Origin of the sequence: Nonlabens sp. Asnod3-H03, assembly GCF_045063665.1 — a bacterium.
In the GTDB taxonomy this organism is placed as follows: Bacteria; Bacteroidota; Bacteroidia; order Flavobacteriales; family Flavobacteriaceae; genus Nonlabens; species Nonlabens ulvanivorans.
This window is the reverse complement of record NZ_JBEFOD010000008.1, coordinates 418,527-442,405: the sequence shown is the minus strand read 5'-3', so window position 1 is coordinate 442,405 and position 23,879 is coordinate 418,527. Positions and strand designations below refer to the sequence as shown.

25 protein-coding genes are annotated in these 23,879 nt (G+C 35.7%); 12 read left to right on the top strand and 13 right to left on the bottom strand.

Going from position 1 to position 23,879, the window contains the following annotated elements:
- Positions 1 to 11 precede the first annotated feature (11 nt).
- The 4 genes from ACJJVI_RS05230 to ACJJVI_RS05215 form a co-directional block, all read right to left on the bottom strand.
- Positions 12 to 521: an acyl-CoA thioesterase gene (locus ACJJVI_RS05230; RefSeq protein WP_036585250.1), complete on the bottom strand. Its 510-nt coding sequence runs from the start codon at positions 519 to 521 to the stop codon at positions 12 to 14.
- Between the two features lie 133 nt (positions 522 to 654).
- A complete protein-coding gene (locus ACJJVI_RS05225; RefSeq protein WP_405350842.1) occupies positions 655 to 1,269 on the bottom strand; it encodes a hypothetical protein in 615 nt (204 codons plus the stop codon).
- 7 nt (positions 1,270 to 1,276) lie between these two features.
- On the bottom strand, positions 1,277 to 1,834 hold the full coding sequence (locus ACJJVI_RS05220; RefSeq protein ID WP_405350840.1) for a GNAT family N-acetyltransferase: 558 nt from the start codon (positions 1,832 to 1,834) through the stop codon (positions 1,277 to 1,279).
- Positions 1,835 to 1,985: 151 nt separating this feature from the next.
- A complete protein-coding gene (locus ACJJVI_RS05215; protein ID WP_042269129.1) occupies positions 1,986 to 2,969 on the bottom strand; it encodes an SPOR domain-containing protein in 984 nt (327 codons plus the stop codon).
- A gap of 221 nt (positions 2,970 to 3,190) precedes the next feature.
- On the opposite strand from ACJJVI_RS05215, the gene pheS reads away from it, so the two are divergent.
- From pheS to ACJJVI_RS05195, 4 genes are all read left to right on the top strand, one after another.
- The gene (gene pheS, locus ACJJVI_RS05210) at positions 3,191 to 4,210 is read left to right on the top strand and encodes a phenylalanine--tRNA ligase subunit alpha (protein ID WP_348022122.1); all 1,020 of its coding nucleotides are present in this window, start codon (positions 3,191 to 3,193) and stop codon (positions 4,208 to 4,210) included.
- 24 nt (positions 4,211 to 4,234) lie between these two features.
- Entirely contained in the window at positions 4,235 to 4,630 is a 396-nt protein-coding gene (locus ACJJVI_RS05205) for a GTPase (RefSeq protein WP_405350837.1), read from the top strand.
- A 2-nt stretch (positions 4,631 to 4,632) separates the two neighbouring features.
- Positions 4,633 to 5,031 (top strand): hypothetical protein, encoded by a 399-nt coding sequence (locus ACJJVI_RS05200; RefSeq protein ID WP_036583515.1) that lies wholly within the window; start codon positions 4,633 to 4,635, stop codon positions 5,029 to 5,031.
- 179 nt (positions 5,032 to 5,210) lie between these two features.
- The gene (locus ACJJVI_RS05195; RefSeq protein WP_042244952.1) at positions 5,211 to 5,792 is read left to right on the top strand and encodes a fasciclin domain-containing protein; all 582 of its coding nucleotides are present in this window, start codon (positions 5,211 to 5,213) and stop codon (positions 5,790 to 5,792) included.
- A gap of 79 nt (positions 5,793 to 5,871) precedes the next feature.
- Here ACJJVI_RS05195 and ACJJVI_RS05190 read toward each other — a convergent pair whose 3' ends face one another.
- Positions 5,872 to 6,405: a 3-hydroxyanthranilate 3,4-dioxygenase gene (locus tag ACJJVI_RS05190; RefSeq protein WP_042244947.1), complete on the bottom strand. Its 534-nt coding sequence runs from the start codon at positions 6,403 to 6,405 to the stop codon at positions 5,872 to 5,874.
- A gap of 131 nt (positions 6,406 to 6,536) precedes the next feature.
- On the opposite strand from ACJJVI_RS05190, the gene ACJJVI_RS05185 reads away from it, so the two are divergent.
- The 4 genes from ACJJVI_RS05185 to ACJJVI_RS05170 all read left to right on the top strand — a co-directional run bounded on the left by ACJJVI_RS05185 (position 6,537) and on the right by ACJJVI_RS05170 (position 9,885).
- The gene (locus ACJJVI_RS05185; protein ID WP_405350834.1) at positions 6,537 to 7,616 is read left to right on the top strand and encodes an isoaspartyl peptidase/L-asparaginase family protein; all 1,080 of its coding nucleotides are present in this window, start codon (positions 6,537 to 6,539) and stop codon (positions 7,614 to 7,616) included.
- A gap of 132 nt (positions 7,617 to 7,748) precedes the next feature.
- Entirely contained in the window at positions 7,749 to 8,606 is an 858-nt protein-coding gene (locus ACJJVI_RS05180; RefSeq protein WP_405350832.1) for a carboxypeptidase-like regulatory domain-containing protein, read from the top strand.
- A 6-nt stretch (positions 8,607 to 8,612) separates the two neighbouring features.
- Positions 8,613 to 9,374: an exodeoxyribonuclease III gene (locus tag ACJJVI_RS05175; RefSeq protein WP_042269121.1), complete on the top strand. Its 762-nt coding sequence runs from the start codon at positions 8,613 to 8,615 to the stop codon at positions 9,372 to 9,374.
- A gap of 64 nt (positions 9,375 to 9,438) precedes the next feature.
- Entirely contained in the window at positions 9,439 to 9,885 is a 447-nt protein-coding gene (locus ACJJVI_RS05170) for a hypothetical protein (RefSeq protein WP_152556209.1), read from the top strand.
- A gap of 851 nt (positions 9,886 to 10,736) precedes the next feature.
- On the opposite strand, the gene yiaA is transcribed toward ACJJVI_RS05170, so the two are convergent.
- Entirely contained in the window at positions 10,737 to 11,198 is a 462-nt protein-coding gene (gene yiaA / locus ACJJVI_RS05165) for an inner membrane protein YiaA (protein WP_042244933.1), read from the bottom strand.
- A 150-nt stretch (positions 11,199 to 11,348) separates the two neighbouring features.
- Here yiaA and ACJJVI_RS05160 point away from each other — a divergent pair, with 150 nt between their 5' ends.
- Positions 11,349 to 12,806: a hypothetical protein gene (locus ACJJVI_RS05160; RefSeq protein WP_405350830.1), complete on the top strand. Its 1,458-nt coding sequence runs from the start codon at positions 11,349 to 11,351 to the stop codon at positions 12,804 to 12,806.
- Here the strand turns inward: ACJJVI_RS05160 and ACJJVI_RS05155 are convergent, their stop codons facing one another.
- The 7 genes from ACJJVI_RS05155 to panC are packed head-to-tail and all read right to left on the bottom strand — an operon-like array spanning position 12,807 to position 19,272.
- Complete coding sequence (locus tag ACJJVI_RS05155) at positions 12,807 to 13,925, bottom strand: peptidoglycan DD-metalloendopeptidase family protein (RefSeq protein ID WP_405350828.1); 1,119 nt, start codon at positions 13,923 to 13,925, stop codon at positions 12,807 to 12,809.
- Between the two features lies 1 nt (position 13,926).
- Entirely contained in the window at positions 13,927 to 14,460 is a 534-nt protein-coding gene (locus tag ACJJVI_RS05150) for a TlpA family protein disulfide reductase (RefSeq protein ID WP_397302137.1), read from the bottom strand.
- Between the two features lie 14 nt (positions 14,461 to 14,474).
- The gene (radA, locus tag ACJJVI_RS05145) at positions 14,475 to 15,842 is read right to left on the bottom strand and encodes a DNA repair protein RadA (protein ID WP_042244924.1); all 1,368 of its coding nucleotides are present in this window, start codon (positions 15,840 to 15,842) and stop codon (positions 14,475 to 14,477) included.
- Positions 15,843 to 17,009, bottom strand: a complete 1,167-nt coding sequence (locus tag ACJJVI_RS05140; protein ID WP_042244921.1) for an alpha/beta hydrolase — start codon at positions 17,007 to 17,009, stop codon at positions 15,843 to 15,845.
- A 31-nt stretch (positions 17,010 to 17,040) separates the two neighbouring features.
- A complete protein-coding gene (locus ACJJVI_RS05135; protein ID WP_042295029.1) occupies positions 17,041 to 18,024 on the bottom strand; it encodes a lysylphosphatidylglycerol synthase transmembrane domain-containing protein in 984 nt (327 codons plus the stop codon).
- Positions 18,025 to 18,030: 6 nt separating this feature from the next.
- On the bottom strand, positions 18,031 to 18,381 hold the full coding sequence (gene panD / locus ACJJVI_RS05130; protein WP_036583545.1) for an aspartate 1-decarboxylase: 351 nt from the start codon (positions 18,379 to 18,381) through the stop codon (positions 18,031 to 18,033).
- A gap of 39 nt (positions 18,382 to 18,420) precedes the next feature.
- Positions 18,421 to 19,272 carry a pantoate--beta-alanine ligase gene (panC, locus tag ACJJVI_RS05125; RefSeq protein ID WP_405350824.1) on the bottom strand — a complete coding sequence of 284 codons (852 nt, stop codon included), beginning with the start codon at positions 19,270 to 19,272 and terminating at the stop codon, positions 18,421 to 18,423.
- Between the two features lie 108 nt (positions 19,273 to 19,380).
- Between panC and ACJJVI_RS05120 the strand changes: the two genes are divergently transcribed.
- Genes ACJJVI_RS05120 through glmS form a run of 3 tightly spaced genes read left to right on the top strand, consistent with a single transcriptional unit; the run spans position 19,381 to position 23,692 of the window.
- Positions 19,381 to 20,208 carry a glycogen/starch synthase gene (locus ACJJVI_RS05120; protein WP_042244915.1) on the top strand — a complete coding sequence of 276 codons (828 nt, stop codon included), beginning with the start codon at positions 19,381 to 19,383 and terminating at the stop codon, positions 20,206 to 20,208.
- Entirely contained in the window at positions 20,186 to 21,835 is a 1,650-nt protein-coding gene (locus ACJJVI_RS05115) for a DUF4270 domain-containing protein (protein WP_405350822.1), read from the top strand. The genes ACJJVI_RS05120 and ACJJVI_RS05115 overlap by 23 nt, the downstream gene beginning before the upstream one ends.
- 9 nt (positions 21,836 to 21,844) lie before the next feature.
- A complete protein-coding gene (glmS, locus tag ACJJVI_RS05110; protein WP_405350820.1) occupies positions 21,845 to 23,692 on the top strand; it encodes a glutamine--fructose-6-phosphate transaminase (isomerizing) in 1,848 nt (615 codons plus the stop codon).
- Positions 23,693 to 23,879 lie beyond the last annotated feature (187 nt).

Sequence of the window (23,879 nt, the reverse complement as noted above, 5' to 3'; positions counted from 1 at the left end):
AACCTGATTTACTACTCAAACAATGCTTTCAATTCCGTAGCGTCTTTTGCCTTCATTTTACCTGCAAGAACTAGACTCAATTGCTTGCGACGCAATGCGGCATCGTATTTTGATTTCTCATCCTCGGTTTCTGGTAATATAGCTGGTACTTGTACTGGACGACCTGTTTCATCCACAGCAACAAAGGTGTATATAGCCTCGTTTGCTTGGGTTTTTTCACCACTCTCACGATCTTCTATCCATACGTTCATATGAACTTCCATAGATGATGTAAAAGCTCTTGAAACCTTAGCCTCTATTGTTACAACACTTCCTAATGGCACCATTCTATTAAACGCGACATGATTTACAGATGCTGTTACAACAATACGTCTAGAATGTCTTCTAGCGGCAATGCTGGCTGCACGGTCCATACGTGCTAGTAACTCACCACCAAATAGATTATTCAATGGGTTGGTCTCACTAGGTAAAACCATATCAGTAACTGTAGTAAATGATTGTGAAGGCGTTTTGGCTTCCATTTTAATAATTTTTTGCAAAGGTAAGGTGTACTATTTCTATTCTAACAAAATGTCACAAATGCTAAGGATAATTTAACGTGAGTGAGGTAATTGTGCTTTACATAGTAAGAATAAAAAATAGATGGAGCTTTATTTATAAACTATTTAATTCTGCTTGAAGATTTTTTTTCGCTTGTTTTTCGTACAATACTTTAAATGTAGATGTAGAATAAATAAAAGGCTTTTCTAAAAAGTGTTTGAGCATCTTTTTACGTCCTTTTTTATAAAGAAACGTGGGTACTTTGCTATATTCTTTTCTTATTAACTGAGAATAAAGATTGTATCGCGCTATTGGACTTCCTAGGATAGCTAGATCAAAATCTATTATCCATTGCGTGTCTTTTAAAAATGCGTTGTGTGTTTTAGTAGCTAATATATGTGACTCTATTGTCGTCAGGTCGTTAACAGAAAGAGCTGTTTTATTAAGTACGTTTAATGCTTTTTCTGCACTATCTTCTTCGTTCTTTTTATTCCAAATGCCGTAGATAATATCATGATAAAAGATAGCAAACGCCACTAAGTCTGGTTTTTCTAGCTCTTTTTTATGGGTGTCGTAATATTCAAATAATTCTTCGAGATGAGTCAGATTATGATAGGTTCTATGAGATTCTGTGTAGTGAGACTCAAGTTCATTCCAAAGAAGTTCAATGGATTGATTCTCGTTTATATATGAAGAAGTTAGATTTATGAATCGCGCTTTTAAAGTCATGATAACCTTATTTGGTTTTTAACCATTCTTTCCTAGATTGACTATAAACGTGAAAACGGTTATCGCCAAAATCAGTAAAAGTTTTTTCTAATGTCATTCCGTTTGCTATAGCTACTTTTTCCGATCCGTGATTATCTATATGAAGCATGGAAACAACAGTATGGTTAAAGTCTAGGTCCATTTTATGTTCAAAGGCATAATTTTTTGCAGCAACAGCAGCCTCAGTAGCATATCCTTTGTTGCGGTGACCTGGCAGTATCGAATAACCTACTTCTAGACGTGGTTCACCATCTATGTGTTGTACAAGAATGCCACACTGACCTATCATTTTACCTGTTGTTTTATCAATAAGCGCATTAAGTCCGCCACGATTTTCTTCATATCGCAACAAGCATTTCTCAAACCAAAATGCACATAATTCAAGTGCCGTTTTATCTGCATCTAAAAAAAGAAAATGCCGATTCAAGTCAGGACTGAAAAAGGGTAGCCATGTTTCAAAATCGCTTTTTGTAATCAAGCGAAATCTCAATCGGTCTGTTTCTAGATTTACAGGAATGTACTTCATGAGATGAAGTTAATGAAAATAGACTTAAGAATATGTTTTCATCTTAGTTCAAAGGATGTGCCTTTAATGCTAGATAAAGTGATGAGATATCAATCTGTGCACTATTTAAAATCATCTAAGATTTTAAAGTCAAACGTTATAAAATGAAATCTTATTTAGAAAGAGAACCAGTAAGTAACCAGGCACCTGTAAAGCCTTGCTTTCTTAAACGATACAATTCGTTAATCGCGTCATTACGATCTGCATGGCTAGAGAAAGCCACATTATGTAACCCATACTTGTTCACACCTATACGTTGTGAATCATAGCCATTGCGTTTAAGTTGTGCTACTTTTTTATCAGCATTTGCAGGATCTCTAAAAGCGCCAGCAACAATATGATAATTTTTAACTACAGGCGCAACTTCTAGCTCTATACTAGGCAACGGATTGCTTATCATAAAGGTAGCTTCTTGAATTTCGCGAGTAAATTCTTCATCTGCCATTTCTTGAACTGCAATATCGTTCTGAGCTTCTTGAGTGGTGTAGGTATCAAAACCTACATAGCTCAATCCTATTAATACTGCTCCTATCGCTGCATAACGCAACCATGGTGTTTTACTTGCCGCAGGAACGTGTAAAGGAACTACTGGAGTTTCTTCAATTTCTTCTTTTTGAACCGGTGGTAATTCTATAGTTGCCGCTGCAGGAACTGGAATCTTAGTTTCTACAGGTGTTCTATCTACTGCATAGGTTTCATGCGCAGTAAGCCCAAAAGCCTCTGGAAGATAATTCACTAAATACATAGGCGTAAACTGTAATGATTGTTCATCATTACGTGTAAAACGGCCTATTTTATGGATCGTTACTACTCCATTGGTATCTAGTTCGTGATCTAAAAATCGCACATAATTGCGCACTTCTTGTACCGCTTGTTGATATGGAATAGATTCTACAGTCGCTACATAATTTACTAATAATCCATCGTTTTGCTGGATTTGAGCATTAAAGCTCAGTCCTTTTTTAGGTGGATAGATGGTATGACTGCTCGCAAAATGTTGGGCTGGTACACGGCGCGATATAAACGCACCATAACCTGGCAGCACTACACACTCGTGGCGATATAATAAGTCTGATATGTAAGTAGCGATTTGCATATGACAAACCTAAAAAAATAATCAAAACCATCAAGCGCTACCGGCAACTAGTTATTAAGAAAATGAATCGTTGATGGCTAAGTGTATAATTTTGAGGAATTACGCTTTCGCGAAAGCGTGTTATTTAAAATCATTACAAATCTGTTAACGGCTATATTGCTGTTTCTACTGGTTAGTTTCCGTACTAAAATAACTAAATTTGCAACCATATAATATACACCATGCTGGACCGAGTTAAGGAACATATTGAGAAAGTAAAAAGTTTTAAGGCAGATTCTAAAGAAGCTATTGAGGCTTTTAGAATTGAATATCTAGGTAAAAAAGGTTTGTTAAATGACTTTTTTGCTGCATTTAGAGAAGTGCCTAATGAGCAAAAGAAAGATTTTGGCCAGGCGATTAATGAGCTCAAGCAAAAAGCGACTGATAAGGTAAATGCCCTAAAGGAATCTATAGAATCCAAGCAAGAAGAAGCTGGTATTTATGGAGACTTAACGCGCACAGGTTATCCTATGGAGATAGGTGCACGCCATCCTATATCGCTGGTTAAGAATCAAATTATAGAGGTGTTTTCACGTATAGGCTTTAATGTGAGTGAAGGTCCAGAAATTGAAGATGACTGGCACAATTTTACCGCATTAAACTTACCAGAACATCATCCAGCACGTGATATGCAAGACACGTTCTTTATACAGACTAATCCAGATGTGTTATTGAGAACGCACACCTCTAGTGTGCAAGTGCGTTATATGGAAAATAATAAACCGCCGATTAGAACGATATCACCAGGTCGCGTTTTCCGTAATGAGGCTATAAGTGCTCGTGCACACTGTATTTTTCATCAAGTAGAAGGTCTTTATATTGATAAGGATGTGAGTTTTGCAGACATGAAACAGACGCTTTTGCATTTTACTCAAGAGATGTTTGGTAAGTCTAAAATCAGATTGCGACCATCATATTTCCCGTTTACAGAGCCTAGTGCAGAGATTGACATTTATTGGGGTCTTGAAAACGAGACGGATTATAGAATTACTAAAGGTACTGGATGGTTAGAGATAGGTGGATGTGGTATGGTAGATCCTGCGGTGCTTACTAACTGTGGAATTGATCCAGAGGAATATAGTGGTTTTGCCTTTGGAATGGGTGTGGAACGTATTGCGATGTTGTTATACGGTATAGGTGATATTCGCATGTTTTTTGAAAACGATGTGCGTTTCTTAAAACAATTTTCTAGTACCATCTAAAAAGTGATTACTAAACTTATTTTTGTGTACAACGCAAACTCTGGTAAAATTAACTCGTTACTAGATGGTGCACATAAAATAGTGAGTCCAGACACCTATGATTGCAAACTGTGCGATCTCACTTATGGCGTTTTTAAAGAAAATGAGAAATGGTCACGCTTCCGCAAAAACTTGCTTGATACGAACCCTAATTTACAATTAGAATTTCTACATAAAGACGAGTTTTCAAAACAATACTGGTCTAAGTGGTTGCCTAAGTACAAGTTCCCGATTGTTTTAAGCATGAGTGATGCTGTGCAAGATTACAATGATGGATTTGGTACAAACTCTGGATTAGATATATTTATAAGTACAGCAGTTTTGAATGAGCAGGAAACTATAGATCAACTTATAGTAACGATTGAAAAACGATTAAAATAGTCATGAAAAAAGACATCATTATACCAGAAGTAAACGACGTTCACATTGCGATAATGAAAGAATGGAATGAGGACTTCTCTTCAAATGATTGGAATATTTACCTCATTAATAATAGTAAAGAAGCTATTGAATCTGTAATGGTCATGAGTCGTGGTAAGCATAGTGATGGGCGCAAGACGACTACCTTTAGGCAAGCTTTTCCTGTAGTGGCTGCAAAAAGCGCCATTAAAGTAGAGCTTATCATGGAAGAGGTTTTTTCATTTACAAATGAAATTATATTGACCTATTTTAAGGACAATAAACTTTATGATAAAACCTTTACCGCTGCACCGCATACTATTAAAGAAGATAATTTTGAAGATGTACCTATAATGGGGCAAAAAGGCATCTTGTTGAATTAAATTACATAGTTTAAAAGCTGGACCTTATCCAGTTGCCTAATTTTCACTGGTTTTCCCAAACTCTCTTAAAATGAGCTGTTTTAGGTTAATACTGAGTTAAAACGCGTTAGTTGAAAAACCAAATCGACACTAACGCAGTATATCAAGCAGTATAACACATTAACTAAAACAAAAAAACTATGAAAAAGTCAAAATTTTTGAGCCTTGCGCTCGTAGCTGTAGCCCTATTTATCGGTCAGAACTCTGTTGCCCAAGACGGAATGATGAAAAAAGAAAAAACGGTAATGGTAGGTGGAGCTGAGATGTATCCTTCTAAAAACATCGTAGAGAATGCAGTAAACTCAAAAGATCACACCACTCTTGTTGCAGCAGTTAAAGCGGCAGACCTTGTAGAAACATTATCTAGTGAAGGACCTTTCACGGTTTTTGCACCTACTAACGCAGCATTTGATGCTTTACCAGCAGGAACAGTAGATACGTTATTGAAGCCAGAAAATAAAAAAGCATTAACAGGCGTGCTTACTTACCATGTAATCGCTGGAAAATTTAGCGCTGCAGATGTAATCGCTTTAATCAAAAAGAATAACGGTAAAGCAGTAGTAACAACTGTAGCTGGAGCTGATCTAACTTTAACCATTAAAGATGGTAAAGTAGTAATCACAGACGCAAATGGTGGAATGGCTACCGTAACGATAGCAGACGTTAACCAATCTAATGGAGTAATCCACGTAGTGGACGCAGTACTACTTCCTAAAATGTAATCCCTAACTACATTTTAAGAATAAAAAACCCCAAGTGCGAGCTTGGGGTTTTTGTTGTTTTAAATATAGTCGCTGGAGATTACCCCACAAATCGCTCATCCATTTCCATAGTAGTGCCACAATTATCGCAAGTGCGCAACTCTTCACTAGTGTAAAACTCTTTAAAGCGTGGCAAGAAGTCCTTCTCTATGTTATCTAGTTTAAAGTATGTCTCATGTAGCTTGTTATTGCAGTTATCACAAAACCATAGTAATCCATCAACATCATCTTTACTAGTACGTTTGCGCTCAATAACTAGCCCTATAGAATTCTCGTGACGTACAGGAGAATGCGGTACTTTACCAGGATGCAAGTACATGTCACCAGGACCTAACTTCATGGTTTTTTTCTCGCCATCTTCTTGTATGTGAACTTCTATGTTTCCTTCTAGTTGATAGAAAAGTTCTTCAGTCTCGTTGTAGTGATAATCTTTGCGAGCATTAGGTCCAGCAACGATCATGACTATATAATCACCAGCATCTTTATATAAATTCTTATTCCCTACAGGTGGTTTTAAAGAGTCTCTATTTTCTTCAATCCACTGGTTAAGGTTAAAAGGTTTTGCAATTGCCATGTCAGTTTATTTTAAAGTATAAAGTTACAGTTTTAAGGTCGGCTTTACAATCAGTACCGGACTACATTCAACAAATTCTTAACTACCTACATCACGGCTTTTTCAGTAACTTGTAACTCAAATTATAAATCATGAAAAAAATCTTTTTTTTAATAGTAGCTATAGTTTTAATTGCCTGTCAAGAAACAGCAACAAAATCTGAAGAAGTTGCAATTCCTGAAACCCAAAAACAAACTAGTGAATTTGCCATAGTGATTCATGGTGGTGCAGGAACGATTAAAAAAGAGAACATGACACCAGAGCTGGAAAGACAGTATAACGATAAACTCACAGAAGCTGTAAAAGCAGGACATGATATTCTTAAAAATGGAGGCGATGCTATGGATGCTGTTGAGGCGAGCATACGTATCATGGAGGACTCGCCGTTATTCAACTCTGGAAAAGGAGCGGTATTTACGCACGATGGTATCAACTCACTTGACGCTAGTTTTATGGATGGAAAAACACTTAATGCTGGTGCGGTCGCAGGTATTACTACGGTTAAAAACCCTATTTCACTAGCCCGTAAAGTGATGACAGATTCTGAGCATGTGTTACTAAGTGGTAGTGGTGGAGACGCTTTCGCGAAAGCGTTACAAGATCCCAACATAGAGATTGTACCTAACAGTTATTTCTATACCGAGAACCGTTACCAGTCCTTGCAACGTGTTCTAAAAAGAGAAGCCGAAAAGGATGCGCAAAATGATAAAAAAGTAGCTCAGTTAGAACTAGAAGATCCATTTATCAAGGATTCTAAATACGGAACCGTAGGTTGTGTAGCGCTTGATAAAAATGGCAATATCGCTGCTGGAACTAGTACTGGCGGAATGACCAATAAGAAATATGGCCGCATAGGCGATTCACCCATTATAGGTAGTGGAACTTATGCAAATAATGCTACCTGTGGAGTCTCAAGCACTGGACATGGTGAGTATTTTATACGAGTGCAAGTCGCTTATGACATCAGCGCCATGATGGAATATAAAGGCATGACATTGAAAGAAGCAACTGATGCTGTGATCCAGAAAAAGCTTGTCGATTTAGGCGGTACTGGCGGAATCGTTGCCTTAGATCATCTTGGGAACGTATCCATGGAATTCAACACCGCAGGAATGTATCGTGCCACGATGAATGATCAGGACGAGCTTGTGGTTGGAATGTATAAGGAGTAAGGTTTTAGCCCTTTAGTCTGTTAGTCTTCAGTCCACAGTCCCAAATGATTTTTTTAATTGTCATTCCGCTGCAGAGCGGAATCGGCTGATAGTACTGCAATGCTTATCTTCGTGTTCTACTAAAATTACCCTATGAAAATCATATTTCTTGCTCTTTTCTTTTCTGGTATTTCTTTTGGGCAACAGATCATTACTGGAAAAGTGATTGACTTAACGGGTGAACCTATTTTAGGAGCTACTGTGCTAGAAAAAGGAACAGATAACTATACTGAGACGAATTTTGATGGTGAATTTAGTTTGACAACAAAAAGACCAAATACCACGATTGTAATATCTTATGCAGGATATGAAGCTATAGAAATCAATGTTGATATAAAAAAAACTAATCAAGGAGTTATCAAATTACAAGGGTATGGTTGCAATCTACCTATAAGACCACAATTCACAATTTTTTCAGATTATGGTGTTTTAAATAATCCTTACGGTATCAATCTAGATTTTTGGAATAACTTGAATCAACTTAAAAATACAACTAGGATAAATGCTAATTTGACTTATCAGACCAATTTAGATTCAGACTATTATTTTCGTGCAAGTGCACAATTATATGAGATTCAATCATACTCGAATTTTTCAATGAGTATTGATGGATCTTTTGAAAAAATAAATTTTCAGGAATCTTTTAAACCTACCATATATAGTGTAAAAGGAATTTTTAAAACCACCGATAATTTAGGAGTAATAGCAGGTGGTAAACTGATGCGTTTAAATACCACTAGTTTTTTAGCGCCTACTATTGGATTGACTTATGATGAATATTTGTGGACAGGTTTCAGTACTTCGACTACCGTATCTTTTTTCAATGGAAACACTCAATATGTCGGGAGAATCGCTAAGGATTTTGGTCGAATCGCTACCTTTATCAATTATTATAAATTGCATCAATTTGATGAGCTAAGCATTGGCTTAGGTTATAAATTCTATTATTAAATACCTATGAAAATCATATCCTATAACGTCAACGGAATCCGTGCGGCGATGAAAAAAGATTTTATCACTTGGCTTAAAGCTGCAAATCCAGACGTGTTATGCTTGCAAGAAATAAAAGCCAATGAGGATCAAGTAGATACGGAGGCTTTTAAAGAAGCTGGATATGAATATCAATACTATTATAGTGCTCAAAAAAAGGGTTATAGTGGTGTGGCTATTATTTCTAAAACAAAACCAGATCATGTGGAATATGGAACTGGTATAGAGTCTATGGACTTTGAAGGAAGAAATTTACGAGTAGATTTTGGCGATGTGTCTATCATGAGTATGTACTTACCTAGTGGTACAAATGATGATCGACTTAGTTTTAAGTTCAAGTACATGGAAGAGTTTCTAGAATATTCTAAAGAACTGCGTAAAGAACGACCGAACCTTATTGTTTGTGGCGATTATAATATCTGTCACAAAGCTATCGATATTCATAACCCAAAAGGACTTAAAAACACCTCTGGTTTCTTACCAGAAGAACGTGAGTGGATGGATCGATTTGTTGCTAGTGGTTTTATAGATACGTTTAGAATGTTCAACGATGAGCCAGATCAGTACAGTTGGTGGAGTTACCGTGGTGGTTCTCGCGCACGTAATAAAGGATGGCGATTAGACTATCACATGGCTAGTGAACCATTACGTGACCGTATTCAACGAGCAGTAATTCTTCAAAGTGCAGTGCATAGTGATCACTGTCCTGTTGTGGTGGAAGTTGATTAAAAGAGATTGTAGGTAATAAACGCAACCTTTTAAAGTAATGAGCATCTACTTTAAAAGCAATATTATGAAATCAATAAATACAATACTTTTAATTTTATGTGTGACTTTGTTGTCATGCGATGTAGGTGATGAAGATATTAATACTAATCAGCAGGTTTGTATTAATGCATCAGACGTGATTATAGATGCCAGTAGATACGGTAACCTTAATGAAAATGTATCTATTACAGGATTATCACTTTCAGGTGATTGTTTAACCATAATAATTAGTGGTAGTGGATGTGATGGATCGTCATGGACACTAGATCTTGTAGATTCTGATGTGGTCTCTTTTTCTAGTCCGCCAGAAAGAAATCTAATTCTTGAGTTTACTAATACAGAACTGTGTACCGCAGTTTTTGAGAAGAGTTTTACTTTTGATATTTCCAGTTTACAAGTTTCAGGAAATGAAGTCCAGTTGAATTTTAATAATTCTAGTACCTCATTAACGACCATAAATTACATGTATTAAAAAACGACCTCTTTTTCAAAAGGCCGTTTCCCAAACATCAAAACAGGCTTGTGCAACTGCATAAGCCTGTTTTGTTAGTTAATAAGATTAAGAATTAATAAAGCAACTGTTAAATAAAATAGTATTACAGAGGAACTAAATACGAGTCCTAGGATTGTATTAATAAGGAAAGTTCTTTGCTTTTTCTCGAGTTCATAAATGGTGAACGCAAGACATGTCATACTAATTACTAAGTGAACAGAGAAAGCGACAATCATATATGAATCGTCGATGATATTTAATAACCGCCAACCTCTTTCAAATTGTAGTAAAAGCCTCATTGCTAGTATCATCATAGGGCTTATGCATAGAATCCCTAATAATAATAAATAACCTTTTTTTTCAGTGAACCATTTCATAATTAAAAGTGTTTTTATTTAGAAATTCATCAATACTAGAGCAGATATAAAAGACAAAACAATTACACCTATACCATTTAGGATAAATAATTGAATCTCAATCTTTTTCCTAAAAAAGAACATTATTATGGCTAAGGTTAGTCCAGCTAACGATAAGGTTATTAGTTCTTTATCAAAAATGAGAGGTAAAATCGTGGGCAACACTATTTGACATGTAACTCCAATTATTATGGCAATTTTTATTCTTTTTATCTTCTCTATTCTGTTTAAAGTACTTGCTATAGCGGTCATCATAAAAGGAATAAATAGTATCAAAGTTAAAAGCGCATAAAAGGGCGCCATTCTTCCAATATCATAGGTAGTCTTGGTAATGAAAAGTTGAGATATAATTATTCCCACTATTAATATCCAGCCTATCCTTATATTTATTTTTATTAGATTTTTCAACTCCTTCTATTTTTCTTGATCATCTATAAATTTCACATCTCTGGTGTTTTTCTGTACCGCGATGGCAGCAAATAAACTAAGCGCAAAGGACATCCCGTAAAAACCTTTCTCACTCAATAGTAAGTCTGCATTCCATAGTCCTATGACTAGTAATACTAACGAGGCTATGGTTACAAACCATGCAATTCCATAATACATATCTGTTACAGCCACGCCTTCTTGCTTATCTCTCACAGCCTTTTGCACTGATATGACAGAGAATAGACCGAAGAGTAAGATGACAAAATAATAGCCTTTCTCATTAAGAAGCATGTCTGCGTTCCATAACCCTATACAATAGGATACCATTCCTATAAGCAATGCGCTCCACGATGCAGCAATAAATGCTGGTGTAGGTTTACCGTTAAAAACTTCTTTTTCTTTCTTTTCAGTCTTTACGTTTACTGGATTAAATGTTTGATTTTCCATATTGTTTGTTTTGATTGTTTGATGGTACAAATGTGCGATATATGTTCAATCGATATGAGTCAATATATTTTATTTTATTATGATTAAGAATATTAATTTAAAATATAATACATTTATTTACTGTATATTGGATTTATATATTCTTACGATATGAAAGAGCTTATTTTGCTAATTGATAGTATGACTAATGAAGAAAGGTTGGCTTTCTACGCTTTCGCGAAAGCGAGAAATAGAAGATCTGACGTTAAAAACATTAAGCTTTTTCAGCTTATAGAAAATGGCGTGACTACTGATCTGGCAACCCGATTATATGGTGACGAGAATCAAAATGCACTCTATGCATTAACTAAAAGACTGCGTGACAATCTGATAGATTTTACTGCGTCGCACGGTCTAGAAACAGAAAGCGATGAAGAGATGCAACTGTTAAAAAATCTACTAGCTTCAAGAATATTTTTTGAGAAAGGCCTGCATAAATTAGGCTTTAAAATTCTAAAAAAGGCAATTCAAAAGGCCCATAAACTTGAGCTATATGCGTTACTTAATGAAATGTATCACACCTTATTACAACATGCTCATAAGAATCCATCAGTCCAGTTAGATCTAGTGATTGAAGAGTACCAGAGTAACTTGAAAAACCAACTTGCAGAGGCGCATTTGATGACGGCCTATGCGTTTATAAAAGAAGATTTACAGACTGGTGATCAAGATGTAGAAGAAGTGATAGATCGTCATTTAAAAACCTATGGAATTAAGCTAAATGCCGCTTTTGGGTTTAAGTCTTTGTATACGTTAATGACCATCGCGGTAGAGACAGCTACTATAAAAAGTGATTATTACAGCGCAGCACACTTTATGGAAGAGGCCTATCATATTGTAAATACTAAGAAAGATCTCGCTACACGTCATTTGTATTATCACATAGCTATTTTAAAGTTGATGAGTATGACATATTTCAGAAACAAAAACTTTGACAAAGCACAAGAGTTTTTAAGTTTAATGGGATCGCAATTAAAATTAGAGAATGGGAAATACATGAAAACGATGGGTGATGATTATTATCATCTAAAAGCATTAATAGAGATTTATACTGGTGAGTTGGTAAATGGTATGAAGACTTTAAGTCATATCAATCACTCAACTCCAGAGAGCGAATTGACTTCTATAATGGCGTATTTTCAAAAAGAAGATTATGCGAAGTGCAGTTTAATCATGCGCGGCCTTTCTCATAGCGATGACTTTTATGAAAAACGAGCAGGATTCAATTGGGTGATAAAACGCAATATCATAGAAATTCTCATTCTTATAGAACGTAATCAGCCTGATTTAGTAGAATCCAGAATGCGTAGTTTCAATAAAAGATATCGCAAGAGATTAATAGAGAAGAAGGAAAAGCGAGTGCTTTCTTATCTCAAATTACTACGTTTATACTATGACACACCACATCAAGTAACTACAGAAGCTTTCTATAACAAGGTAGAGAAATCATTTGACTGGATAGGAGCAGACAGAGAAGATATTTTTGTCATGAGTTTCTATGCATGGCTCAAAGCAAAGATGCAATCCAGGCCGCTATATAAAGTCACACTAGAGTTGACTAATCTATAATTATTGTTCTACTAACACACTTTTATGCATATAGCCGCTTAAACCGGCTGAGGTTCTAACATGATACCAGTTTCCAGTATTACCTATTATGGTTACAGGTGCTGTTTTTAAATCTTGAAGAATGTCACTAGAGCTTGATGGTTCAGTACGTAGATTTGCGGCAAAACCGTTTGCACGTGGATTGATGAGTTGAGGTAAGGAAATCGCGTTTGCTGGAACTTGGGTTTTCCAAATAAATGGTTTTGGATCTACAGCACTACCGTTTTTATAGATCCCAAAATGTAGGTGTGGTGGTGTGTTTTTTGCATTTCCTGTATTCCCTACATATCCTAGTGTGTCGCCAGACCAGACCATGTCGCCTTCATTTACTATCCAATCGTCTAGGTGAGCATAATAATGTAAATAACCATTATCATAATCTTTAACCCAAACCTGTTTACCGCCTAATCCACGATTTCTGATACTAGAAATTGTTCCATAAGTAATAGCAACTACTGGATGACCTTTAGATGCAAAAATATCATTTCCTTCATGACTACGACTGCCGCCACCTCTTGAAGCACCCCAGAAACTTTGTATAGCAGTATTATCTTTTCCTGCTACTGGAAAATCATATTGTGGTAAAGTATAAATTTTAAAATCTGTTGTGGATTCTGTTTCTAGTTTTGCCTGAAGAATGATACGGACTTTAATATTTTTATTTGGTTTATAATTTAAGGACAGATGATTTTTTTTCAATTGAGCATCTTGAAGTAAATCACCGCTTAGATTTCTAGCTTCAAGTATCCAAGAGCTTTTTGAGGCGATAGTACTTACTAGTACTTCTCCCAATTGAAGGTCAATCAAATAACTAGCAGTAAATGATTTTTGAGGAGTGGTCACAACACGTTCTGCAGTAGACTCATTAATGGTTACTTGATCTTTTGAAGCAATAGATAAAAGATTATTCCAGCGTTTTAGTTTTTCCGGATTATCGTTAAAATTGCGCTCGTAAATAGTTCGTTGTGATGGTTTTAATATAAAATCAAACAATGCTGGCTTTACTGCATAGGTAATTATTAGAGCGATTATTGCAATAAGGATACTTGTATAAAGCCAGTATTTTTTAATGAACTGCAAACTATAAAGATAGTAAACCGTCTATTGCAGTTATAAGATTTGGCTGTACGGGACGCATAGCGTTATCATCTATCATACGGCCGTTTTTATCATATAACATATATCTAGGGATGCTACTTACATTTCTAAGTTGAAATATTTTTGCTTTAGGATAATTAGTAGCAATGTAACTATGCTCAGTAAATCCTTCTTCTTGATTTGCTTTTTCCCAGGCATTTCTTTTTGTGTCAATAGATATGTAAAGAAATACGACATCTTTACCTTTATAACGCTCTTTTAGTTTTACAGATGCTGGCATCATGACGCGACATGGTTTACACCAGCTAGCCCAATAGTCCACATAGACTACCTTTCCCTTATGCTCTTCTAGTAATGCAGCAAGATTAGTATAGGTCCCATCAGGTGACTCAAGATGTAAAATATCGTTGTCAGTTTTATCAACCTCGGTTGTTTTTACTGTTTCAACTTCCTTATCGGCAGATTTACAAGATGCAAAACTGACTAGTGTGATTAAACATAAAATTCTTAAAAACATATACTTATAATTAATTATGAAAATAAATATTTAATTAAATCTTCAATTTTTGAAAAAGCTTGTACATCGGTACCTACTTCTTTAAACTTTTGTTTTGCCGGTGCAATAAACACTTTCTCAAATCCTAGTTTTGCGGCTTCATTAACACGCTGTTCCATGCGTGAAACAGGTCTTATTTCTCCACCTAGACCTACCTCTGCACTGAAACAATGTTGTGAAGAAAGTTCAATGTCAAAGTTAGATGAAAGAATAGCGGCCACTACAGCAAGATCAATCGCTGGATCGTCTACAGTGATACCACCCGTTATATTTAAGAATACATCTTTTTGGCCTAGTTTAAAGCCAGCTCTTTTTTCTAATACGGCTAGAATCATGTTGAGACGCTTTAAGTTATATCCTGTAGCACTACGTTGAGGTGTTCCATATACAGCCGTACTCACTAATGCTTGAACTTCTATCATTAAAGGACGCATACCTTCCATAGTGGCAGCGATTGCAGTACCACTCAAACTAGTACCGCGTTGTGATATTAAGATTTCGCTAGGGTTGATAACTTCACGTAAACCGTGACCCAACATTTCATAAATACCGATTTCATGTGTGCTTCCAAAGCGGTTTTTTAACGCGCGTAAAATTCTATAAGTATGATTGCGATCGCCTTCAAATTGCAATACTGTATCTACCATGTGCTCTAGTATTTTAGGTCCAGCGATGTTACCATCTTTAGTAATATGACCTATCAAAAGCACTGGTGTATTGGTCTCTTTGGCAAATTTTATAAGCTCGCTAGTACATTCCCTGATTTGAGATACGCTACCAGCGGTACTTTCTATAATCTCGGTTTGCAGAGTTTGTATAGAATCTATAATAAGTACCTCAGGTTGCATTTCTGTAATCTGACGGAAAATATTTTGAGTCTTAGTTTCAGTTAAAATGTAGCAGTTGGTCGCATCTTGTTTGATACGATCTGCTCTCATTTTTATTTGCTGTGCACTTTCTTCTCCACTTACATATAACGTCTTGTAAGGTAAATTAAGGCAAACTTGAAGCAATAAAGTTGATTTACCTATTCCAGGTTCACCACCTAATAAGGTTACAGAGCCAGGTACTAGTCCACCACCTAATACTCTATTAAACTCTGCATTTGTTGTGTCTAAACGTGGCGTTTCAGTCACATCTATTTGAGTGATAAGTTGTGGTTGTGGAGTACGCTTTCGCGAAAGCGAATCGCCGCTAGCAGCATCCCAAGAAGGTTTCTTTTCTTTTTGAACAACCTCTTCAACTAGTGTGTTCCATTCCTTACACGTAGTACATTGTCCTTGCCAGCGTGCGTGTTGAGCGCCACAATTCTGGCAAAACCATGTTGTCTTTACTTTGGCCATTTATTTTTTTTCCTGAAGCATTTCTACCTTGTCCAGCACATCATCTTTTGTAATTCCTACAGCAGGTTCTAATGCATATGCTGCATTATATGATTTTATGGCGCGCTCTGGTCTACCTATTCCTTCATAACCGATTCCTTCTATAAATCGACCATAAAGTTTTTCTGGATATTCTTTCATAGCAAGGTCTGCTACATCTATTAGTTCATCGTACTTCTTGTTGTCTATAAGGTGTTCTGCTACAGTTACGATATCTATTAGTCTGACTCTCATGTCGATACCGTAGACTTCCTTAATGTATTTGTATTTTTCAATTAGTGTTTCTATAGCGTTTGCAGCGTCTTTATTTTCTTTACCTTCTGCAGCCATATCAGCCGCTACAGCTGTATTTACTAAGGCGTCTTCATCGATAAGTTTATACTCTTCAAAAATATAATTCAGCCCGCGTGGTATGGCATGTGCGCCTAGTCCGTATTTATCAACGCCTTCTATCTTCTCATATAGCAAATGCACGTTTTTACGGTTTTCTAGTAATGAGTCCACTTGTGTGGTAAACATATTATCAGTTGTGCTTAGCTTTTCTGGTGTGGCAACATAGTAGTAATTATAGCTTTCTAATTGTGAAATTTTACTCACCAGATTATCTGTTATTAAAGTTGAGTAATCTGGATCTATATTGAGGTAAGCGTCAAAAGCAACTTTTTTACGCATTAAAAAATAGGTAGCTAGATTTGCAGTGACATCTTTACCTATAATTACTGTAAATGGTGCGATACGATATTCTTCTTTCATAGTTTCAACAACCTCCATGATAAAGTCCATAAAGTCTGCGCTTTGTGATTCTGGCAAGCCGCTTTCACGATTGATTGAGGTTTCATCATAACGACTTTTACGCTGGTTAATTCCTAAAACAAAACTTTCTGGTATTTGATCCCAATAGGATAGGTAATCTACATTACCTGCAACAGGTTCAAAAAGATAATCACCATCTAGGACCACAATTAATGGATACGTTTTTTCAGGATTCTCAGCATAGTTACGTGGTTTAAGCACCTTAATATTGCGTTCCGTACCTAACACATCGCTAGGGTATGCTCTATAAAAAGCTTGTGAGAATAGAGTATTACAGGTAAATAATAATATGATGAAAGCGATAAAATGTTTCATTGTAAGAAAATTTTTGGAACGGAATTTACAATTATTTAGCCGAAACACTATTTTTTATAGAAAGCATTACAAATGATACTATACCGTAAACTAGAACTAGTACTGTTTGTGAGGTCCACAGGATCCAACCTAGTGACGTTCCTAAGGTGTCTGCCACGTCAAATAGCAAAAGGACCTGTGCTATAAAATAGGGATAAGCACCAAAACCGCCGTTTGTAAACGCGACGGCAAAACTACCTGCTACAAATGCACTTAAAATTCCGCTAATAGGTATAGAGGTTGTGCCTGGAATGGCAAAAATACTGACGTAAAACATTAATAAATACATGGTCCATATAAATAATGTATGAGCTAGGTAAAGCCATTTTTGCTGCATGGTCCATATCGTATTAAAACCATCTTTAAGACCGCTGATAAAGTTTTTTAGTTTTTGAAATGGTTTTATGTATCTAAATAATACAACTGCAATAACGGTAAAGATTAGCGCAATTATTCCATAGATAATAATTGTTGAAGAATCTGCTTTCGCGAAAGCAGTATTTAAACGTTCTTTAAAGAAGTCAATGATAACAGTGCCTGACACTAATAAAGCGGTAGCTGTGATGATTAATAGAATAATAAAATCGAGAACACGCTCTGCTATTATAGTACCTATAGCTTTATCTACTGGTACGTTATCTACTCTGTTTACAACAACTGCACGAGCTACTTCACCACTGCGAGGTATTATTAAATTCATAGCATAGCCTGTGCCAATAGCCATCACATTAGTAAGAAAAGCTGGTTGATGCCCTATTGCTTTAAGCATATAGTTCCATCGCCATGCTCTAGAAAGGTGACTCAAAAAGGACAGTGAAACTCCTAGAACAATCCAGCTATAGTTTGCATCAATCAAATAAGATTTTATCTCTTCAATTTGATTTTCAGTAAACTGAGTGTAAGAGATATAAATTAAAAATATACCTAGCGCAAGCGGTAATACTATTTTTAATGCTTTGAGAGATGCTTTTTTCAAGCTGATTTATGATAAGGTGTTATCCTCTTCATTAGGGAAAAGTAGTGTTGGTTTAAAAGCACGAGCTTCTTCCATCGTCATTTGAGCATAACAGATAAGGATAAGCACATCACCAGGAGCTACTTTTCTTGCTGCTGCTCCATTAAGAGTGATTTCTCCGCTACCTCTCGGCCCAGGAATGGCATAGGTCTCTAAGCGGTTACCGTTATTATTATTAACAATTTGAACTTTTTCACCTTCAACTATATTTGCACCATCCATTAGATCTTCATCAATGGTGATACTGCCTATGTAATTTAGGTCTGCACCGGTTACTTTAACTCGGTGAATTTTGGATTTTACTACTGTAATTAACATGTTGCAAAGATACGATTTGTAATTATTTAAAAATCATTATTATGATAAACGCATATTATCAATTAATCTTACACCTTCTAAATGGGCAACTATAAAAGCTCTATAGGTGTGTTTATGGTATTTACGTTTTACAGGGACTAGAGTTTCTTCACTTGCGATAGTAAAATATTCTAATTCTAGATTTTCATTTTCTGTATACAACTTTTGTACCATTTCAACAGTATCATTAATACTGTGGTTTTTGAAATGTTCTTTAGCTTTTTCTAGAGATTGTATAATGAAAATTGCTTCTTTTCTGGCTTTAGGACTTAATCTTTCATTGCGAGAACTCATTGCTAGTCCGTTCATTTCTCTTTTTATGGGGCAGCCTATGATTTGAATAGGTAAATGGAGTTTTTCTACTAGTTTCTTGACTATTTGTAACTGTTGAAAGTCTTTCTCGCCAAAATAAGCATGATCTGGTTGTACTTTTTGAAATAAGAATTCTAGAATAGTTCCTACTCCATCAAAATGACCTGGTCTATTAGCACCTTCCATTACCTGCTCTAATCCATCATATTTATAAGATTTTGCGACTGTGCTATTACCATATATATCCTCAACGTGAGGAGTGTATATAATTACCTTGGATTTATCAAAATGTTTATAGATTAGATCGATATCATTATCTACCGTTCTAGGATACTTACTTAAATCGCTGGCATTATCAAACTGGGTAGGGTTTACAAAAATAGACACAACGAGAACGTCGTTAGATTTCATTGCTTCCTGCATTAAAGAAATATGTCCAGCATGAAGAGCTCCCATGGTAGGAACAAATCCGATTCTAAGACTTTCATTTTTAAGGCTTTCAATCTGTAAGCTTAATTCTTTATGGGTTTGAAGTACCATAGGGATATAGGTTTGGGCAATGCTACAAACATAAGGTTAAACCATGAAAGTGCAAGAAATTGTGTATTTTTGCAACTTGCTAAAAGTTAGGCATCAATAAAACAATTTATGAAGGAAAAAAGAGTCCTGTACGTATCCTCAGAAGTTATCCCTTATTTACCAGAAACTGAAGCATCCTCGATGTCCTATTTTAGTCCTAAAATGGTGAATGATCGTGGAGGTCAGATCAGAATATTTACGCCTCGTTTCGGGAATATTAACGAGCGCAGACACCAATTGCATGAAGTAATCCGTTTAAGTGGAATGAATCTAATCATTAATGATTTAGATATGCCACTAATCATTAAAGTGGCTTCTATTCCTAAGGAAAGAATGCAGGTTTACTTTATAGATAATGAAGATTATTTTAAGCGTAAGGCGACGCTTACAGATGAGGATGGTAACATGTTTGATGATAATGATGAGCGCGCTATCTTTTTTGCCAAAGGAGTCATTGAAACAGTTAAGAAATTAAATTGGGCGCCAGATATTATTCATGTGCACGGATGGTTGGCTGGACTACTGCCATTGTACATAAAGAATTATTATGGTAATGATCCATTATTTGAAGATAGTAAAATAGTTACCTCGGTATATAATCAATCCTTTGAAGGAACGTTAGATACTGAAATGATAGATAAACTAAGATTTGATGCATTAGATGATGATGCTGTAACTGAGTTTGAGGAGCCTTCATATGTTAATTTAATGAAGAATGCTGTTAGGTTTAGTGATGGGATTATTAAAGCTAGTGAGGATTTAGGCGAGGAGTTAGATTCTTATATCGACTCTGTTGATAAGCCTGTTTTGGAATTCCATTCTCATGAAGAATTTGCAGATGCTTATGAAGGATTCTATCTTAACGATATTTTAAATGAAAAAGAAAATGATGAGTAAAATGAAACGTGTTGCTATGAACGTTTCAATTGTTGCAGGTTTAATTTTAGGATTAGCTGCGTGTGATAATGAGTTAAATACAATCGGGAGTGACATCCTAGGAGCAGATCAGTTAAATGATCGAATCAAAAAACAAGAATTTGATGTAGTTGCATTTAATGAGTTATTAGGTCCTGTACAGACTAATAATTTTAATTCGATGCCATTAGGGTCGTATACTGATCCAGTATATGGCAGGACTGATTATGGATTTGTGAGTCAATTAAGTCTAGCAACAACTGATCCTGATTTTGGAATTAATCCTGTGTTGGATAGTGTCGTCATAACTATACCATATTTCTCAACTCCAATTGATTTTGAAGATGAAACTACTATCTATGAGTTAGATTCTATTTATGGTAATGGAAGTTATGATTTACAAATTTATCGAAATAATTATTTTTTAAATGACTTTGATCCCGATAATATAGAAGATCCGGCGATTTATTATTCAGATTTAGCAGCCACCATAGATTCTCAAAAAGGAGCTTTGATTTTTGAGAAAGTTAGTTTTAAGCCCAGTGAGAAGGAAGTGGTTCTAACTGATTTTGATACTGATGAAAGCGAAACGGTTGTTTTAGATAGATTAACTCCCAGGTTTAGAGAAACGATAGGTAAAAGAACAGGTACTACAGAACAAGTGGCTCAAATCAACTTTTGGGAAAACTTAATAGTTTCACAGGAGGGGACAATTAACCTGGAAAGCAATAATAACTTTAGAAATTACTTTAGAGGATTGTTTTTTAATGTTAGTAATGCTAATGGCACGGATAATCTCGTTCATCTAGATCTTGCGGATGCAACTATTGAGCTCTTTTTATCTATTAATATTACGGATACAAGTGATTTAGACGAGGATGGAGATACGACAGATTTAATACCGCTGAATAGTACTTTTACAATTAATTTTGGGGAAAACTCGGTAGGGTTGATTGATACGACAGGTTATAATCAATCTATATTTACAGATATACAGATGGCTAATAATGATGTGGTAGGAGAAGAGCGTTTGTATTTAAAAGGTGGTCCTGGATCAATGGTGTTGTTAGATTTGTTTGGGCCAGACTTGGACATGAATGGAGAAGCAGATGATTTAACTCAATTGATATCAAACAACTGGTTAATTAATGAAGCTTCAATTACATTTTTTGTAGATCAAGCTGCAGTAGTAGCAGGAGAAACAGAACCAGAAAGAATTATTATTTATAATTTTGATGATAATACCATTTTAGCGGATTTTGCAATTGGGTCAACGGGCACAGGTTTGTCTTCTAATTTAACTCATTTAGGCAGGTTAGAAAGGGTTGATGATGAAGATGAGAGTAGTCAAGGAATAAAGTATAAAATGATTTTGACCAATCATGTCAATAGTATTGTCAATGGTGATATAGAGAACGTTAGGTTAGGCTTATCCGTTACCCAAAATGTCAATATAATTTCTAACGCTCAAATTAAAAATCCTAATATAACGAGTCAAATTACAACAGGCTCAGCCGTATCTCATGAAGGGACAATTCTACACGGTAATCGCTCGACAGATCTTGAGAAACGATTGAAGCTAGAGATTTTTTATACAGAGGTAAACTAATAATAAATTATGTGTGGAATCGTAGGTTACATAGGACATCGTGACGCTTATCCTATTGTTTTAAATGGTCTTAAAAGACTTGAATATAGAGGTTATGATAGTGCTGGGATTGCTATTTATGATGGTACAGATCTTAAGTTTTCAAAAACCAAAGGTAAAGTTGCTGATCTAGAGGCAAAGTTAGAATCAGAGGTTAGTACTAATGGTACTATCGCAATAGGTCATACACGATGGGCTACACATGGTGTGCCTAATGATGTCAATTCTCATCCTCATTTTTCTAATAGTGGTGACCTTGTAATTATACACAATGGTATAATTGAAAACTATCAACCTCTTAAGACAGAGTTGATGAATAGAGGATTTACTTTTCAATCAGATACAGATACAGAGGTATTAGTAAATCTAATAGAGGATGTAAAGACTAAAGAAAAAGTAAAATTAGGTAAGGCGGTTCAAATAGCTTTAAATCAGACTATAGGAGCTTATGCAATTGCCGTGTTTGATCGTAATAAGCCTAATGAGATTGTAGTAGCTCGCTTAGGGTCTCCTCTTGCAATAGGAGTCGGTGAAAACGAATTCTTCATAGCTAGTGACGCGTCTCCTTTTATTGAGTTTACTAAAGAAGCTATTTATTTAGAAGACGGTGAGATGGCTGTTGTGCGTACTCACAAGGATATGAAAATCCGTAAAATACATGATGACTCATTAGTAGATCCGTACATACAGGAATTACAAATGAATCTTGAGCAGATTGAAAAAGGTGGTTACGATCACTTTATGCTTAAAGAAATTTATGAGCAACCTCAGGCTATTAGAGATACCTTCAGAGGTAGAATGTTAGTAGATCAAGGCCTAATTAAGATGGCTGGTATTGATGATCATATAGATAAGTTTTTAAATGCTAGGCGTGTATTGATTGTAGCTTGTGGTACATCATGGCACGCAGGTCTTGTGGCAGAATATATCTTTGAAGATCTTGCAAGAATACCTGTAGAAGTAGAATACGCGTCAGAGTTTAGGTATAGGAATCCTGTTATTGATAAGGATGATATATTAATTGCTATTTCTCAAAGTGGAGAAACAGCAGATACAATGGCTGCTATAAAGATGGCTAAAGATAAGGGAGCTTTCGTTTTTGGAGTTTGTAATGTGGTAGGTAGTTCCATCTCTCGTGAGGCGCATGCAGGAGCTTATACTCATGCAGGACCAGAAATAGGTGTTGCTTCTACTAAGGCTTTTACAACTCAAATTACTGTCCTAACACTTATCGCATTACAGTTAGCAAAGAAAAAAGGTAAGATTTCGACTAGTGACTTCCATAGATATCTACAAGAATTAGATACAATTCCTGAAAAAGTAGAAAAAGCTCTCGGTTCTAACGATCACATCGAGAAAATAGCTGCGATATATAAAGATGCACCTAATTGTTTATACTTAGGACGTGGATTTAACTTTCCAGTTGCGCTAGAAGGAGCTCTTAAGCTTAAAGAGATCAGTTATATTCATGCAGAAGGTTATCCAGCTGCAGAGATGAAACATGGGCCTATTGCTTTGATTGATGAGCAAATGCCAGTTGTTGTAATCGCGACCCGTAAAGGGCATTATGAAAAGGTGGTCAGTAATATTCAGGAAATTAAATCTCGTAGCGGTAAGATAATAGGTATCGTTACAGAAGGAGATGTTGATGTGCGTGATCTTGCAGATCACGTAATAGAGGTACCTGATACTATAGAGTTTATGACACCTTTATTAACCACTATACCATTACAGTTATTATCTTATCATATAGCAGTAATGTTAGATAAAAACGTGGATCAACCGCGTAATCTAGCAAAATCTGTTACGGTAGAGTAGTAGGTAGATGACCAAAGATATAAGTAGAAACCACCTAGGAGATTAGGTGGTTTTTTATTACGCTTTCGCGTAAGCGTGATTCAACAATCCTAGTTGTAATCCAATAGATTTTTGAGCTTATAAAAAAATTGAAAATTCTGATGTCTATATAATTAGGAAAGCAGTATCTTTGCGCCACTGAAAAAAG